This is a genomic window from Streptomyces sp. NPDC091282, from assembly GCF_044757385.1.
Classification (GTDB): Bacteria; Actinomycetota; Actinomycetes; order Streptomycetales; family Streptomycetaceae; genus Streptomyces; species Streptomyces gramineus.
Map to the genome: position 1 here is coordinate 474713 of NZ_JBIVUX010000004.1, position 15624 is coordinate 490336.

Consider the following 15624-nt stretch of genomic DNA (forward strand, 5'->3'; position numbering starts at 1 on the left):
TGTACGCATACCCCCGCGGCCGTCCGGTGTCGCATCCTTCAACCGGGCACCGTGACCGGGCTCGGCGACGGGTCGTACGGGCCGCCGGCACGGGGGAGCGGCGGCCCGCGCCCGTCGCCGGCCCGGTCACCCGCCCCAGGCCGCGGCGCACAGCACACGGTCGACCTCGTCCGCGTACCGCGCCGCGGTCAGCCAGGCCCGCGCGAACCGGCCCGGATCCGCCGGCAGCAGCCGGCCGAAGGCGTCGCGCGAGCGTTCCGCCGCGGCCGCGAGCAGCGCGTCGAGGATATCGCCGGCCGTGGCCAGGCCGTGCCGGTGCAGCCGGTGTACGTCGGCGGCCGTGTTCCCCGGGAAGGCAAGCACCCGCCGGCCACCGGAGGACGACTGCTCGACCCGGCGCCGCAGCAGGTGCAGCGGCGGCTCCGGCGACGCGGGTACGACGGCGGCCGCGGCCGGCGACGGCAGGTCCGCGTGCTGGAGCCGGTCAAGGCCCAGATCGACACGGCTGCCGGCGATCGTCGGGTGCTCGGTCGCGAGCAACTGGGCCCGGGCCTCCGGGGCCGCCACCAGACGTGCGACGACGCGCAGCCGCCGCCCGTGGACGGCCGCCAGCAACCGCAGGTTGTCGCGGTGCGGCAGCGCCGGATGGTCGTGTGCCGCCGTCAGCCGCACCGGCAGGCCGTCGCAGTCGGCCAGCAGGGCGTCGCCCGCCGCTCCGCGTACCACGCCGGTCGGGGTCACCTCCAGGAACAGCAGGTCGGGACCGCCGCTCAGGACCCGTTGGACCTGCTCGGCCACCGGCACCGCCCACAGCCGGTCCAGCGGTTCGTCCCGCCAGTCCGCACCGGACGCGCGCACGGCCCGCACCCCCGCACCCGCCCCCAGCCGCCCGGTGGGCGAGACCGTCGCCCCGGACACGGCGAGGCCCGCGCGCGCCAACTCGCGGTGCGTCAGCGCCGTGTCGCCGATCCGTACGGCGCGGTCGGCGGCGCCCACCGCCCGGCCCGCGCCGCCCGGGGCCACGTCCGAGACGGTGTACAGGCGGCCGTCGGCGTCGGCGGTCCAGGTGACGGCACCCGCGTAGCCGCTCGCGGTCAGCACCGGCTCGGAGAACAGGCCGTACAGCCGCAGCGACCCGTCCGGGGTGTACGGCTGCCGTACGGTGCCGCGCAGCCCGGCCAGGTCCGGACCCGTCGCGGAGCGAACGCGGTGCGCCACGTACAGGGTCTCCGACAGCGCCGCCACCAACTCGGCGAGCCGGAAGGCCGGGTCGGCCGCGCGGGCCGACCGCAGCGCGGTGACCAAGGAGACCACGGCGGTGGCCGCGCGGGGCAGCCCCGCCAGGCGCGCGGTGTGCGCGGCGCGCAGCAACTCCGCCTGGAGCACGGCGCCCGAGCCGTCCGTGCCGGCGTCGAGGACAGCGGCCGCGGCGGCGAACACCGCCTCGACGGCGGCGTGTTGAGCGGGCGTCGCGGACTCCTCGGCAGCACCGGCGCCGTCCCTCGGGACGGCCCGGCCGGCGGCCGTCGCCTCGCCGGGCCCGGAGGCGCCGGACTCGGAGGCACCGGCCCCCGGTGTCGCCGCCGCGAGATCGGTGCCCGGCACCGCGGTGACGCCGTCGGCCGTGGGTGCGGCCGTGGCGGCGTCGGGCGGCGGTGGCGGGGCGCCGGCCGGGTCGGCCACCGGGGCCGCCGACGCCGCGGCCGCGCGGTGCAGGCAGTCCGGGGACAGCAGGCAGCCGCAGCGGACGTCCGCCACGGTGGCCACTACGCCGCCGGGGGCGCGGAGTTCGAGCTCCGAGCCCTCGTCGTCGACGGTGATGCGTACCGTGTCGCCGTCCCGGACCGCCGGACGGTCCGCCAGCTTGGCGACACCCGCGTCCAGCCGCTTGCGCAGCCGGGGCGAGAGCGCCGCGACCAGTTCGGCGGTGACCGCCGGTGCCACCGCGGGCAGTTCGAGACTCATGCGATCTTCTCCCCTACCCAGCGGGCGAGTTCGAGAGGGCTGAGGGCGGCGACCGGCATCCCGGCGGCCACCAGCTGTCCGGCGATCCCGGTGGAGTACCGGGGACGCCCTGAGTCGTCCAGGCTGGCGCAGCCGAGCACCTGGCAGCCCGCGCCGACCAGCGCCCTGACCTCGGCGAGCAGCCCGCCCACCGGATAGCCCTCCTCGAAGTCGCTGACCACGACGACCAGGGTCCGGGACGGCACCGTCACCAGTTCCCGCGCGTGCCGCAGCCCGGCCGCGATGTGGGTGCCGCCGCCGACCCTGACCTCCAGCAGCAGCGACAGCGGGTCCTCGACGTGCTCGGTGAGATCGATGACCTCGGTGGAGAAGGCCAGGAAGTGCGTGGACAGGGTCGGCACGCCGGCCAGCACCGAGGCCGTGAGCGCCGCCCACACGGTCGACGCCTCCATGGACCCCGACACGTCGGTGACCAGGACCAGACGCCAGTCGGCGGCGCGCCGGGCCCGGGTCCGGAAGACCGGGCGCTCCGGTATCACCCGGACCGTGCCGTCGGCGGCCCGCCGGGCGGTGGCCAGGTTGGCCCGCAGCGTACGGGGCAGGTCCAGGCCGCCGCCCGGCCGCCTGCTGGGACGGGGCAGCACCGTGCCGTGCAGCGCGGGACGCAGCCGGGTCGCCAGCTCCCTGGTCAACGCGTCGACCAGGCGCCGGACCAGGGGGCGCAGCGCGGCCAGCCGGGCCTCCGGAAGCCCGCCCGCGTGCCGCAGCACCGAGCGCAGCAGGTCCACGGAGGGGCGCACGCTGTCGGGGTCGAGTTCGGCCAGCACGTCCTGACGGCCGGTCGCGGCGGCCGCCGCCAGCACCTCCTCCCGGATGCCCGGGCCGAACAGCGCCGCCAGCTCCTGCGACCACTCCCGCACGCCCGGATACGGCGCCCCCCGCCCGCCACCGGTGCCGTCGTCGAGGTCCGTCCGGCTGCCCTCACCGCGACCGCTGCCGTACAGCTCGTCCAGGGCGGTCGCCAGCGCGCGCGCCCGGTCGGGAAGCTGGTCGGTGCGGCGGCCGAGCAGCAGGCGCCAGCGGTCGGCCGGCGCCAGCCGGTGGTCCGGCGGTGGCGGGGTCTCGGCGACGGTGGCGGCCTCCGGCTGTTCCCGTGGCGGCGGCAACAGGCCCAGCTCGTCCAGGACCTCGCGGGCGGCGAGATCCGCACGGGTCCAGGTGGCCAGCGCGGCCGGGTCGACCGCGCCGGTGTCCGCCACCCGGTCGGCGCCGAGGCGCTCCTCCACACCGGCCAGCAGCCGGCCGCGGTCGGCCGGGGTCAGCGTGTCGAAACCGCCGCGCAGCGCGGGCAGCCGGTCGAGGAAGTCCCGGTCGGACAGCTCCGTCACCCGGCCCACCAGCGGCTCCAACGCCGGTGCCGCCGCCTCCAGCAGCCGCCCGGCGGCCGTCAGCAGCCCCGTCAGCCGGGCGGTGAGCGCGGTCCGCGACGCGGCGTCGACGGCCCCGTCCACCCAGGAGGCGACCCTGTTCCCGAAGACCTCCGGGTCCTCCTGACCGAGCAGCACCCGGACGGCTCCGGCGGCGCCCCGCATCAGCGGTGACCCGTCGGCGGCCAGCCGGGCCAGCGCGTCGGTGAGCCGGATGCCGCCCAGCAGGTCGGCCCGATGGGCGAGTTCGAGCAGGGCGTGCGCGTCGGACGGGTCCTCGGAGCCGGTGAGCCCCTCGACCTGGCGCACTGCGGCGGCGGTCAGCAGTCCGGCCACGGCGACCGCACGCGCCGTACGGGCCTCGTCCGCGTCGAGACCGGCGACATGACCGGCCCGCAGCCGGTCCAGCAGGGCCAGCGCGGCGAGCAGTTCGGGCAGGGTGCCGGAGTCCGGCAGCACGGCGGCGGTGTCGTCGAGCCGCTCGTCCACCAGGCCGGGCAGACCGCAGTGGGCCGCCTGCTCCAGGCCGTCGAGGACCTGCGCCGCCGTGGCGCCGCCCGCCGCCCGCTCCCGGCGCCCGCGCTCGCGCAGCAGGCCCTCGGCCGCCTGGACGAGGGTGACCCCGCGCACCCCGGCGGCCGTCAGCATCGCGGCGGTGGCCGGGGTCCAGCGCAGCTCCCAGCGCGAGGTGAGCGCGTCGGCGCCGCCGGTGCCGGTCACCTGCCGGCGCTCGCCGTACGGCACCGAGCACAACGCCAGCCTGCGCAGCAGGAGTTCGCGGCGGCGGTCGAGATCCGAGCGGAAGGGGTCCAGCCGGAGATCGCGGGCCGCGCCGTGGTCCGCGGGACCTGGCAGGCCCAGGGCCGCGAGGTCGGCCTCCACGGCGGGGGCCAGGCCGCTGCGCGGAGCGCCGGGCGCCGGGGCGCCGGTGCGGTCGCCGACCAGCACCCTCTCCATCGCCCGCGCCACGGCCCGGCCCCGCCCGTAGGGCTCGCCCTGCGCCAGCACGGTCTGCACCGCCTCGACCAGTTCCCCGCGGCCCGCGGCCGGCAGACCGCGCAGCCGGGCGAGATCGCCCGCGAGGCGGGTGATCTCCCGGGCGTCGGCGGGGCCCGAGGGGTGGCCCAGCTCGCGGAGCGCGGCACAGATCCGGACCGCCGACCCGGTCAACGCGTCCTCGAAGGCGGCCGGTTCACCGGCCGCTTCCAGGACCAGGTGCTGCCATTCGGGGTCCCGGATGCCGGCCGGATACCCGGAGCGCTCGTCCAGGAGGGCGTAGGTGTACGGGATCAGCGAGGTGGTCCACTCGGGCGCGGGCGGGCGAGAAGCGGCGGCCTTCGGGTGGGGAGCGGCTGCTTCCGCGTGCGGACCCGCCGCTTCCGCCTGCGGACCGACCGCTCCCGAGCGGGGCCCGGCCGCCTCCGTGCGGGGATCGGACGCGTCCGACCGAGGGCCGGCCGCGTCCTGCCGGTGGTCGGCGGCCGCCGCGTGCCGTTCCGTGTCGCCGGAGCGGACCAGCGCCGGGGTGTGGAAGGCGCCGACCACCACGGCCGCGCGCTCCCCGTTCCTCGTGGCCTCCGCCAGCCGGGACCGCATCCACTCCTCGCGCCGCAGGTCCACCTCCGACACGGCGGACTCCTCCCGCAGCGCCCACCCCGTCAGCAGCGCGGCACGGCGCACCGCCTCCGGCGCCGAACCGGGCGCGGGGGCCTCGACCAGCCGGTCCCACAGGTCCTCGCCCGGACGCCCGGTGAGCCGGGACCGCAGGGCGCCCGACAGCCGGCCCGGCCCCTGTGCCGGCCGTTCGGCCTCCTGCCACCCCCGGTCCGCCAACGGCAGATCGCAGGCGATGACCGGTACCGCGGCGCGCGCCGCCCACCGCACCGCGGCCAGCTCCGGGGAGAAGTCCGCGAACGGATAGAAGGCCGGCCCTGCGCTGCCGTCGGCCGGTGCCGCCGCGAGGGCCACCGGGGCGCGGGTGTCCTCGTGGGCCAGCCACGCCAGCCAGTCCTGCAGTTCGGCCGGCAGCTCGACGAGCAGGACGTCGGGCTTCGCCGCGTCCAGCAGCGCGGGCACCACCGCCGCCAGGGACGGCGCGTGGTGCCGTACGCCGATCAGGTAAGGCGCCGCCGGGTCGGTGAGGGCCGTGAGCGCCGCCTCGGGGGAGTCGGTCACGGTGTCATGCCTCCAGGACCGTACGCAGGTCCCACAGCGTGCGCCAGGTCGCCGAGCCCTGTTCGGCGCGCCGTCGCACCGGCCCGTCCCAGTAACCGCGCAGCCGGGCCGCGTCGGCGGGGTCGTCCTTGCGCACGACACCCAGGAGGTGTCCCGGGAGCAGGCCGAGGACGTCGCGGTCCCCGGGGAAGTAGGCCGCGGCCAGGGCCAGCGCGCCCGCCACCGACACGGCCTCCGCCGTGCTCATCACCGTGGACGGGCGCTCCACCTCCCAGCCTTCCGCGGACCGGCCCTCCCGCAGATCCCGGAACGCGGTGACCAGCGCCTCCAGCACCGCGTCGTCGACCTGGAAGGGCGCCCCGGCCCGCTCCACGGAGGCGCGGGCCTGGCCGCGCACCAGCGCGGTCTCCGCGTCCAGGTCCGGGATCGGGCCCACGGTCTCGAAGTTGAAGCGGCGCTTGAGCGCGGCCGACATCTCCGAGACGCCCCGGTCCCGCAGGTTGGCCGTGGCGATGAGGGTGAAGCCGGGCGCGGCGTGCGCCAGCGCGTCGTCCGTGCCCGCCAGTTCGGGCACCGCGATGCGCCGCTCGGACAGCAGCGACACCAGGGAGTCCTGGACCTCCGGAAGGCAGCGGGTCACCTCCTCCACGCGCGCGACGGCGCCCCGGGACATCGCGGTGAGCACCGGCGAAGGGACGAGGGCCTGCCGGCTGGGGCCTTGGGCGAGCAGCAGGGCGTAGTTCCAGCCGTACTTGAGCTGGTCCTCGGTGGTGCCCGCCGTGCCCTGCACGACCAGGCCGCTGGTGCCGCACACGGCGGCCGACAGCAGCTCGGACAGCATCGACTTGGCGGTACCGGGCTCGCCGACCAGCAGCAGACCCCGCTCACCGGCGAGCGTCACCACGCAGCGTTCGACCAGGGCACGGTCGCCGACGAACTTGCCCGCCACCGTGAGCCTGCGCGGCACGCCCGCCGGCGCCTCGGCGTCGTCGGGCAGCCGCAGCGCCTGCCCGCCGCTGCCCATGACGAAGGTGACGACGGCCCGGGGCGTGAGCCGCCAGGCGGGCGGCCGCGGCCCGGCGTCGTAGGCGGCCAGGAAGGCCAGTTCGGTGGCGTACCGGTCCTCGGGCGGCACGATCTGGCGGAGCGGAGCGGTCGCAGTGGTGGGCGCGGTCATCGGCGGTCGTCCTTCGCGGTGGTACGGATCACGGTCATCGGCGGCGGCCCGCGCGGGTGGCCCGGGTGGTCAGCTGTTCGTAGGCGGGTGCGTCACCGGCCCGTACGCGTTCCCAGGCGCGGGCGAACAGCTCGGGCACCGGGACCAGCGGCAGGGTGCGGTCGCCGTCGGAGACCGGGTACAGGGCCTCCTTCCAGGTCTCCACGGGCAGGGCCGGGGCGCTGAGGTCGCGCCAGCCGCCGGGCAGGAACAGGGTGCGGCCGGCCCGCGGGCGCTTGGCCTCGACGACCAGGGCGCTCGCCGCCAGTTCGGCGCGCGCCTTCTTCGCCCGGGCGGGCTTCCAGCCGGTCCAGCGCGCGCAGTTGCGGTCGGTCGGGTCGGGCAGCGCCAGCAACTGGAGGTAGAGCGCCGCGGCGTCCGCGCCCAGACCGTGGGCCGAGGCGGCCTCCGCGACCAGCGCGGGCACGCTGACCGTGGGGTCCTGGGCGTACCCCGCGGGTCCGTCGGCCGCGAGGGCGCGGGTGAGGTCGTCGCCGAGGATCGTCCGGACCGCGCGCAGCCCGGCCGTACGGCCCTCGCCTGCCAGGCCCTGAAGGAGTCCGAGGACCGGGTCGTCCGCTCCGCCGAGCGCGGCGGGCCGGACCATGACGTGCTCCGTCTCCCCGTACCAGGGGCGCAGTGCCAGCGCGTCACCGACGCGGGTCAGACCGTCGCTTCCGGCGCCGCCGGACTCGGGCAGACCGAAGACCTTGCGCAGCTGGACGGAGGTCGGGCCGCCCTTCTCCGTCCAGTCGATGCCCAGGTCGAGCAGCAGTCCGGGGTCGGCCAGGCGGCGGCGCAGCGCGGTGTGCCCGTCCGGCAGTCCGGCCCGCAGCGGATGCCCGTACGGCAGCAGGTACGCGAGCGCCGCCAGACTCCCCACCGCACCGGCGAGCATGTAGGAACTGGGTATCGCCGACGGGTCGGCGGGGGCCGGGTCGCCGTCCTCGTCGGGCCGGAACTCCGTGGTCCGGGCGAGCCACGGCGTCCGCCCGGGGTTGAGCACGGCCTCCGCGTGCGCGACGCCCATGCCGGCGAGATCGGTGCTGAGGTCCTCCGGCAGGCGCACCAGGGTGCCGAGCCGCTCGGCCCAGAACCGGGCCGCGGCCGCCGTGTCGGGGCCGGCCGTCCACAGGGCGGCCGGGTCGTCCGGCAGCAGCGCGCCGAGCAGCGCCCGCAGTTCGTGCGGATCGAGGGAGTTCAGCAGTCCGGCGCCGAAGCCGCGCTGACGGGGCTTCAGCCCGATGGTGGCGAGGCCGGCGGCCTCGGGTGCCTGCGGATGTCCGGCCAGCAGCACGGCGGCCTGGAGCGGACCGAGCCCGTCGTGCGTCGCGGCCACCAGTGCCTCGGGCGCCTCGGGCCGCCAGGGTGCGGCGCCCCGCTCCCGGACCAGCCGGGTCAGGGCCGCGAGCCGGTCCGCCGGGATGCCGGCGGTGTGCCGGGTCTCCCGGACCAGCGTGAAGTGCCCGACGGCGCCGAACGCGCCGGTCGGATCGTGGTCCAGGGCCAGCCACTCGACCTCGCCCTGCCGGGTGTCCACGCTCTGGCAGCCGAGGATCACGACCGTGCGGCCGCCGCGGCGCAGCACCTGTCCCGCCCGCTGCTGCTTGTCGTGCGGTTCGCTCAGCACCATCTCGCGCAGCGTGGTCCCGAGGCCGGGGAGCGGTCCCTCGGCCAGCGCCTCGAACAGCAGCAGCAGCGGCTCCCGCTGCGCGTCGGTGAGGGCCGGTGAGGCGGCGCGGTAGGCGAGCGGGCGCAGGACGCCGAGAACGGCCGGCCAGATCGCACCGATGCCGGGGACGGTGTGCTCGTCGCTGAGCCAGCCGTCGCCTACGGCAAGCCGCTCGGAGCCCGGCAGCGGTCTGCCGTCGGCGGGCGTGCCGGACAGCACCTGGTTCACCGAGCGGATCTGGCGCAGCGCGGCCCAGCCGTTCTGCCAGGAGTTGTGCAGCGTCACGATCCCGACGACGGCGTCGTGCAGGGACCGGTCCCCGCCGTGCTCCGGCGCGTAGTCGGCGAACATCCCCTCCGTCCGCTGCCGGGGCCGGCGCGGCCGTTCCCGCGGGGGAGCGGCCAGGGACGCGGCCGACTCGGCGACCCGCAGCGCCGCCCGGACCAGCGAGGCCACACCGGTCAGCAACCGCCGGTCGGCCAGTGCGGGCAGCGACCGGGCCACCGCGGTCTCGGTGACCTCTTCGGCGGACGGCACCGCGGACCTCGCCCGCTCGTCCTGTCCGGCCGCGGCCAGCGCCTGCCGGCGTTCCTCCAGCGCCGTCGCCGCGGCCCGCAGCAGCTCACCGGCCGCCTCGTCGGTCAGGGCCCGCAGTACACCGGAGCCGCGTTCGTCGCGGGGGCGCAGCGCGTGCCAGAACGCGACCGGCGGCACCAGCCGGGTGCCGGCCGCGTACGTCCCGCCGGACTCGCCGAAGGACATCCGCCCGAGCTCGGTGCCGTCGCCCGCGTGCAGGGCGACGCTCCGGTAGGTCTGTGCGGCGATCGGCTCGGCCCCGCCCGGCAGGCGCAGCGCGCCGAGCGGCACCCCCGGGACCCGGCCGTTGCGGGCCGCCCGCAGCGTCACCGTCCGGCCGTCCGGTGTCCCGGCGACGGTGCGGGCCTCGGCGCCCTCGCCCTCGGTGCGCACCCAGCGGCCCAGAACCGTGCCGTCGGTGCCGAACGGGCTGGTCTCCAGGCCGGGTTGCAACGGCAGCACCTCGCAGGAGCCGTGCAGCAGCGAGGCGTCCTCGCGGACGGCCGACGCCAGCAGCGCGGGCAGCGAGGCCCGGCCGTGCTCGCCGGTCACCGGGTCGTACTCCAGCCACACCGACTGCCGTCCCTGCCGTCCCTGACGCCAGTAGGTGGTGCCGTCGCCCAGCACCGGCCGGCTCGGCGGCAGGACCGTGTCCCCGGCGTGCAGGGTCCGGCCGCCCGTGGCCCGGCCGCCGGCGGGCAGCGGGACGGAGGCGTTGGCCGCGTCCATGCCGGACCACCAGCCGGACACCTGCTCGCCGCCGAGCGGGAACACCTCGGAGGGACGGTTCGACCAGTAGCCGCGCTGCTTCGAGCCGTCGCGCCACAGCACCAGCAACTCGCCGTCGGCGTACCGGAACCGGGGCCGCTGCCAGCGGTCCAGGTCGGCGGGCAGCCGCAGGTCGTGCGTGAGCAGCAGCCCTTCGGGGCCGACCACGACCGCCTTGTGACCGCGGGCCAGGATCAGCGCGGGCCAGGCCTCGGTCACCGACAGCTCGTCGTCCCGGTCCTTGCGCACTTCGGAGTCGAGCAGGGCCAGCGCCTCCTCCAGCGCGGGCCAGCCCAGTTCGTCGAGGATCCCGGCGCGGAGGGTGCGGCCGAGGACCGGCACCACGTCGTACTCGGCGAGCCGCCGGACGGCGGGCGCGCTCTCCCGCACGACCGCTCGGAAGGGACGCAGCCGCTCCAGCTTCGTGCCCGCGCCGGGCAGTCCGGTCGTGGCGGCGAACTCCGTGGTCGCCTCCCGCAGCCACTCGCGCAGCACGTCGCCGAGGACCGGATGCGCGGCGATCCGGGGGAGGTCCGAGGATCCGTGCCCCCGCCCGAGCCCTTCGACGGCCTCGAACAGCAGGTCCCGGTAACGGGATTCGGCGCCCAGCGCCTTCAGGTCCCGCTGCCCCGGCCGCTCGTCGCGCAGCCAGGTGCTCAGCGGCAGCCGGACGTCCGCGTCCTCCTCGGGAGCGGTCAGCGCGATGCCCTCCGCCACGCACAGGTCCAGGAGATCCAGGTCGGCCCCGGCCTGCCAGCGTCCGGTGAACAGGTCCACGGGCCGTCCGGACGCCCGCAGCCGGGGCGCCATCCGCTCGACCAGCGCCAGCGTGGCGGGGGAGCGGTGCGAGTACGCCGATCCGTGCTTGCGGTGCTGGGCCCAGCGGCTCAGCCAGTCCGCGGCGTCCACCTCCGCGCCCGCCGCGTCGTCGGTGAGCAGCGGATCCGTGCCGCACTCGGCCAGCAGCGCGAGCCAGAACTCGTCGTCCGCCACCTCGCGGCCCAGCCCGGCCGGCATGATCTCCAGCAGCCGCACCCGGATCTCGGGCCGGGACTCGGCGAGGACCGGCAGCACACCGCGGTAGGCGTTCCAGAAGGAGGCCGGTGCCCGCACGGCGGCCGGGGACGCGAGCAGGTCCGCGACCAGCGCGCACTCCTCGGTGACCCGGTCAAGACCCGCCGCCTTGATCAGTCCGCGCGCGTCCTGCGGAAGCGAGGCGTACGGCGGCATGCCGGCCGCGCAGCGCTCCACCGTCAGCTGCCGGAACTGCGCCCAGGCGACGGCCGGTTCGAGCCGCCGGGCGAGGTCCCTCACGTACTCCTTGAGGGCCTTGACCGTGAGTGCTCCGGCGAAGGCGAACTCCAGGAACACCGCACGCTGCCGCTCCTCGTCCACGGCCAGCGCGTGCACCCGCTCCGCCTCGCGGGCCTTGCCGAAGAAGGCCGCCGCGTAGGTGGCGTTCTCGTACTGCAGGAAGACCCGCGCGGCCTGCTCGTAGAAGGTCGGCAGGAAGTGCGGGACGGCCCGGCCCAGCCGCTCGCCGAGCGCCTCGAAGCCCTCCTTCGCGGTGCCCGGCCTGGACTTGGCCTGCCGGGCCAGCCGCTCGACGTCCTTGACCAGGGCGAGGGCGTGGTGGCCGTTGGCCGGGTCGTGGACCAGCGCCCAGGCGGGGAAGCCCAGGGTCTCCCGGCGTACCTGGCCGACCTCGGGTGCCTCCGGGTCGCGGGCGAGCCCGAGGAACTCCAGGGCCAGGTCCTCGGCCTCGCCGAGGGTGCCCGGCACCAGCCGGACCACCGGGCGGTCGTCCAGGGCGGGATGGGTGTAGGCGCGGGCGGTCAGGACGTCGGCGTCCTCGCGCCGGGTCGTGCCCGACGGCAGGATCGCTCCGGCGTCCAGCAGCGCGGCCGTCGTGGTGTCGTCGTACGTGGTCATGCCGCCCGCTCCTCGTCCTCGATGTCCCGCCCGGCGTACAGCGCCGCCGCCATCCGCATGCCCTCCGACCAGGCGACCGGGCCGACCTGACCCAGCTTCAGCGCCCGGCCCGCCGGATCGGTCCACACGAGCGGGCCGGTCTCGGTCTCGCTGTAGCCGTCGAAGTCGCCGACCCAGACCCGGGCCTCGATGCCGCGGCCCTCCTCCAGCACGGAGCACACCGCGTGGCCGCCGCGCACCCGGTATCCCAGCTGCGTGGCCCTGCCGTGCAGGAAGCGCAGCTCCTTGAACGTCCCGCCCGCGTACTCCTCGACCTGGGCGGCGTCCGCGTCCAGGCCGGCCGGGCGGTGCCAGACCTCGCGGAAGAGCTGCGAGGCCTTCTGCTCGACGCCCAGCTCGACGGCGAACTCCCGCAGCTCCGAGAGGTCTTCGAGGAGCACCGGGTGCGGCAGCCGGACCAGGCCGGGAGCGATGCGCACGGTGTCGCCGTCGAGATCCACCAGGCCGAGCCCGCGCTCGGGGTCGGCGTCCCGCAGGAAACCGGCGACCTCGCCGTCGGCACCGGTGACCACCAGGTCGCGTAGCGCCGCCTGCCAGGCCGGGTCCGGCCAGACACGGGTGAGGACCTGCAGCGGCACCGGCAGGGAACGGGTCAACCACCGCTCCACGTCGGCCAGGCACTGCCGTTCGTGCCGCTCCAGCCACTCGGTCAGCTGCCGCAGTCCCATGACCGCCGGATCGTCCGCGAGCTTCGCCGGCACGGACTTCAGCCGCCGTCCCGCCGCGTTGCGGCAGACCACTTTCCCGTCGTCCAGGGCCACTTCGTAGTCCCCGGCCGTCACCCACCCCATGCGTGCCTCCCCGCACCGCAGTGATCAAGTGCTGGCGACTGTAGGCGAGACCACTGACAACGCCCTTCCGCGACCTCGACGGCGGTGGACAAGCACGCATGTGCGCAGGTGAGCGGCCGGTGCGGAGACGGACGGCGGGGCATGCGAACGGCCCCGGTCCACGGGCGGATGCGCCTGGACCGGGGCCGTACGAACGTCTCGCGGGCGGGGTGTCAGCCCTGCCCCGCCTCCTTCTCCCGCTTCAGGTTCTTCAGGCGCGCGCCCTCCTTGCGGACCTCCGCCTGGGTGGCGCGCTCCTTCTCCAGCCACTCGGGCCGCTCGCGCCTGAGCTCCTCGATCTGCTCGGTGGTGAGCGGTTCGGTCACCCCGCCGCGCGCCAGCCCCGCGATCGACACGCCGAGCCGCTCCGCGACCACCGGGCGCGGGTGCGGCCCCGTGGCCCGCAGCTCGCGCAGCCACTCGGGCGGGTCGGCCTGCAGCGCGGTCAGCTCGGCGCGCGAGACGACACCCTCCTGGAAGGCGGCGGGCGTGGCGGGCAGGTACACACCCAGCTTCTTCGCCGCGGTCGCGGGCTTCATCGTCTGGGCGGTCTGGTGCGAACTCATGAGGTCAAGGGTATCGGCCGGGTGCGGATCCGCCGACCACGGCCGATGCGGGGCCGGCGCCCGCGGGCGGTTAACCTGGCCGGGTGACAGGCTCGGAGGAAACACCGTCGTTCCGGCTCGCGTACGTCCCCGGCGTGACGCCCGCCAAGTGGGTACGGATCTGGCACGAGCGGCTGCCCGGCGTCCCCCTCGCCCTCCACCAGGTCACGGCCGCCGAGGCGGCCGGAACGCTGCGCGCGGGCGACGCGGACGCCGGTTTCGTACGGCTTCCGGTGGACCGCGCGTTCTTCAGCGCGATCCCCCTCTACACCGAGGCCACGGTGATCGTCGTCCCCAAGGACCACGTGATCACGGCGGCGGAGGAGGTCACCGTCGCCGACCTCGCCGACGAGGTCCTCTTCCACCCCCTGGACGACGTCCTCGACTGGGACGCGCCGCCCGGCGAGCCCGCCTTCGAGCGTCCGGCGACCACCGAGGACGCCGTCGAACTGGTCGCCGCGGGCGTCGGCCTGCTGGCCGTCCCGCAGTCGCTGGCCCGGCTGTACCACCGCCGGGACCTCACCTACCGGCCGCTCACCGACGCACCGCAGTCGACGGTCGCGCTGTCCTGGCCGGAGGAGGCCACCACCGACCTGGTCGAGGACTTCATCGGCATCGTCCGCGGCCGCACGGTCAACAGCACGCGTGGCCGCCAGTCCGACCAGGAGCCGCAGGGATCCCCGGCCGCGCGGACGCAGTCGAAACGGCCGCAGAAGGCGACCGCGGCGGGCCGTGGCTCCCAGGGCCGGGCCGGAGCCGGCGGCGCCAGGCGCACCCAGTCCGCCAAGCCCGCAAAACGCGGAAAGCCCCGCCGCAGGTCCTGACCCGCCACCGCTCCCGCCGCACGCGAGGCCGGACGCTCCTGGGCCACGTTGACGAGCACCGGCCCGAGCGGCTCAGTCGTCGTGCGGTGCGTGCGAGCGTTCGCGCAGGTCGGCGACTGCCAGGCACAGCGCCACCAGGATGAAACCGACGGACGTGAGCAGGCCCAGCTGGAGCGCCTCGACGGCCGGGCCGCCGTTCGCCAGGTGGGCGAAGTACACCGCGCCCACCACCGCGATCCCGGCCGCCGAGCCGACGCGCTGGCCGGTCTGCAGCACGCCGCCGGCCGCACCGGCCCGCTTCACCGGGACGAGGGTGAGCGTGAGCGTCGTGTTGGGGGAGACCGTGACACCGGAGCCGATCCCGCCGATGATCATCGGCACCGCCGCCGCCCACCCCAGGTCCTCCAGCGGCACCAGCCACGCCACCGCGGCGATCCCGAGCAGCCCCACCGCCACCCCGCTGAGGCCGATGACGACGATCTTGCGCCCGTGGCGGACCACCAGCCGTCCGCCCAGGGCGGCCCCGACCGCCGAGGAGACGGCGAACGGCATCACCGAGAGGCCCGAGGCCAGCGCGCTGTATCCGGCCGTGTTCTGCAGGAACAGGGCGAGGACGAAGAAGACCGTCGTGAAGCCCGCGAAGTAGCTCAGGCTGATCAGCGCGCCGCGGGTGAAGGACCGCAGCGAGAACAGTTCCAGATCGACCAGGGGAGCCCGTCCGAGCCGTCCCATCCGGCGTTCCCAGACCCAGAAGAGGCCCAGCAGCAGCGCACCCACCGGCAGCAGCGACCACTTCAGCCGCCCGTTCCACTGCTGCTCCTGCACCAGCGGCAGCATCAGCGCCAGCACGCCGGCACCGAGGAGCACCACCCCGACGGGGTCGAACTCCTCGCGCCGGCCGGGCGAGCCGGGGAAGCGGGGCAGCAGCCGCAGGCCGGCGGCGAACGCGGCCACGCCGATGGGCAGATTGACGAAGAACACCCACCGCCAGCCGTCGCCGGTACCGGCCGCGTCGATGATCAGGCCGCCCGCCAGCGGGCCCACGGCCGTCGAGACGCCGATGACACTGCCGAGCAGTCCGAAGGCCTTGGCCCGCTCCGAGCCCTGGAACATCTGCTGGATCAGTCCCGAGGTCTGCGGGGCCACCAGGCCCGCGGCCGCGCCCTGGATCAGCCGGAACGCCACCAGCCAGTCGGGGCTCGCGGCGAGCCCGCAGGCCGCCGACGCCACCGTGAAGACGGCCAGCCCGAGGAGGAAGGCCTGGCGCCGCCCGCGTATGTCACCGAGCCGGCCGGCCGGGACGAGCGCCAGCCCGAAGGTCAGGGCGTAGCCCGAGACCACCCAGGACTGGGCGGCCTCCGTCGCGCCGAGCCCGTGCTCGATCGAGGGCAGCGCCACGTTGACGATGGAGGTGTCGAGCAGCGAGATGAAGCCGGCCGCCAGACACACCCCGAGCGCCCGCCACCGCCGGTCGTCGGTGGCCGGTCGCTGCGGCTTCGCCCAGGTCGTGGTCATGCCGCCACGCTAGGCAGCCGTCGCGCGGGTCGCACGACCGGCGGAGCGAACGGCTGGCG

The 15624-nt window shown here is 76.4% G+C and carries 8 protein-coding genes; 1 reads left to right on the top strand and 7 read right to left on the bottom strand.

Features of this window, described 5'->3' with window-relative positions; genetic code table 11:
• Positions 1-126: 126 nt before the first annotated feature.
• The 6 genes from ACIQOE_RS20975 to ACIQOE_RS21000 form a co-directional block, all read right to left on the bottom strand.
• Complete coding sequence (locus ACIQOE_RS20975; RefSeq protein ID WP_401412918.1) at positions 127-1965, bottom strand: hypothetical protein; 1839 nt, start codon at positions 1963-1965, stop codon at positions 127-129.
• Positions 1962-5567, bottom strand: coding sequence for a DUF5682 family protein (locus ACIQOE_RS20980; protein ID WP_401412920.1), 3606 nt, complete (start codon positions 5565-5567; stop codon positions 1962-1964). The genes ACIQOE_RS20975 and ACIQOE_RS20980 overlap by 4 nt, the downstream gene beginning before the upstream one ends.
• Positions 5568-5571: 4 nt before the next feature.
• Positions 5572-6744 carry an AAA family ATPase gene (locus ACIQOE_RS20985; protein ID WP_365571451.1) on the bottom strand — a complete coding sequence of 391 codons (1173 nt, stop codon included), beginning with the start codon at positions 6742-6744 and terminating at the stop codon, positions 5572-5574.
• Positions 6745-6778: 34 nt separating this feature from the next.
• The gene (locus tag ACIQOE_RS20990) at positions 6779-11731 is read right to left on the bottom strand and encodes a hypothetical protein (RefSeq protein WP_401412922.1); all 4953 of its coding nucleotides are present in this window, start codon (positions 11729-11731) and stop codon (positions 6779-6781) included.
• Entirely contained in the window at positions 11728-12582 is an 855-nt protein-coding gene (locus tag ACIQOE_RS20995; RefSeq protein WP_365554058.1) for a DUF4132 domain-containing protein, read from the bottom strand. Before ACIQOE_RS20995 ends, ACIQOE_RS20990 begins: the two co-directional genes overlap by 4 nt.
• 212 nt (positions 12583-12794) lie before the next feature.
• Positions 12795-13187 (bottom strand): DUF5997 family protein, encoded by a 393-nt coding sequence (locus tag ACIQOE_RS21000; protein WP_351322453.1) that lies wholly within the window; start codon positions 13185-13187, stop codon positions 12795-12797.
• 83 nt (positions 13188-13270) lie between these two features.
• Between ACIQOE_RS21000 and ACIQOE_RS21005 the strand changes: the two genes are divergently transcribed.
• Complete coding sequence (locus ACIQOE_RS21005) at positions 13271-14050, top strand: LysR family substrate-binding domain-containing protein (protein ID WP_365554061.1); 780 nt, start codon at positions 13271-13273, stop codon at positions 14048-14050.
• A 72-nt stretch (positions 14051-14122) separates the two neighbouring features.
• On the opposite strand, the gene ACIQOE_RS21010 is transcribed toward ACIQOE_RS21005, so the two are convergent.
• Complete coding sequence (locus ACIQOE_RS21010; RefSeq protein ID WP_362642575.1) at positions 14123-15565, bottom strand: MFS transporter; 1443 nt, start codon at positions 15563-15565, stop codon at positions 14123-14125.
• Positions 15566-15624: the final 59 nt, after the last annotated feature.

Excerpts from the sequence above, each read along its gene's own strand:
- ACIQOE_RS20975 (WP_401412918.1), bottom strand. The coding sequence starts at position 1,965 with ATGAGTCTCGAACTGCCCGCGGTGGCACCGGCGGTCACCGCCGAACTG.
- ACIQOE_RS20985 (WP_365571451.1), bottom strand. The coding sequence starts at position 6,744 with ATGACCGCGCCCACCACTGCGACCGCTCCGCTCCGCCAGATCGTGCCG.
- ACIQOE_RS20990 (WP_401412922.1), bottom strand. The coding sequence starts at position 11,731 with ATGACCACGTACGACGACACCACGACGGCCGCGCTGCTGGACGCCGGA.
- ACIQOE_RS20995 (WP_365554058.1), bottom strand. The coding sequence starts at position 12,582 with ATGGGGTGGGTGACGGCCGGGGACTACGAAGTGGCCCTGGACGACGGG.
- ACIQOE_RS21000 (WP_351322453.1), bottom strand. The coding sequence starts at position 13,187 with ATGAGTTCGCACCAGACCGCCCAGACGATGAAGCCCGCGACCGCGGCG.
- ACIQOE_RS21010 (WP_362642575.1), bottom strand. The coding sequence starts at position 15,565 with ATGACCACGACCTGGGCGAAGCCGCAGCGACCGGCCACCGACGACCGG.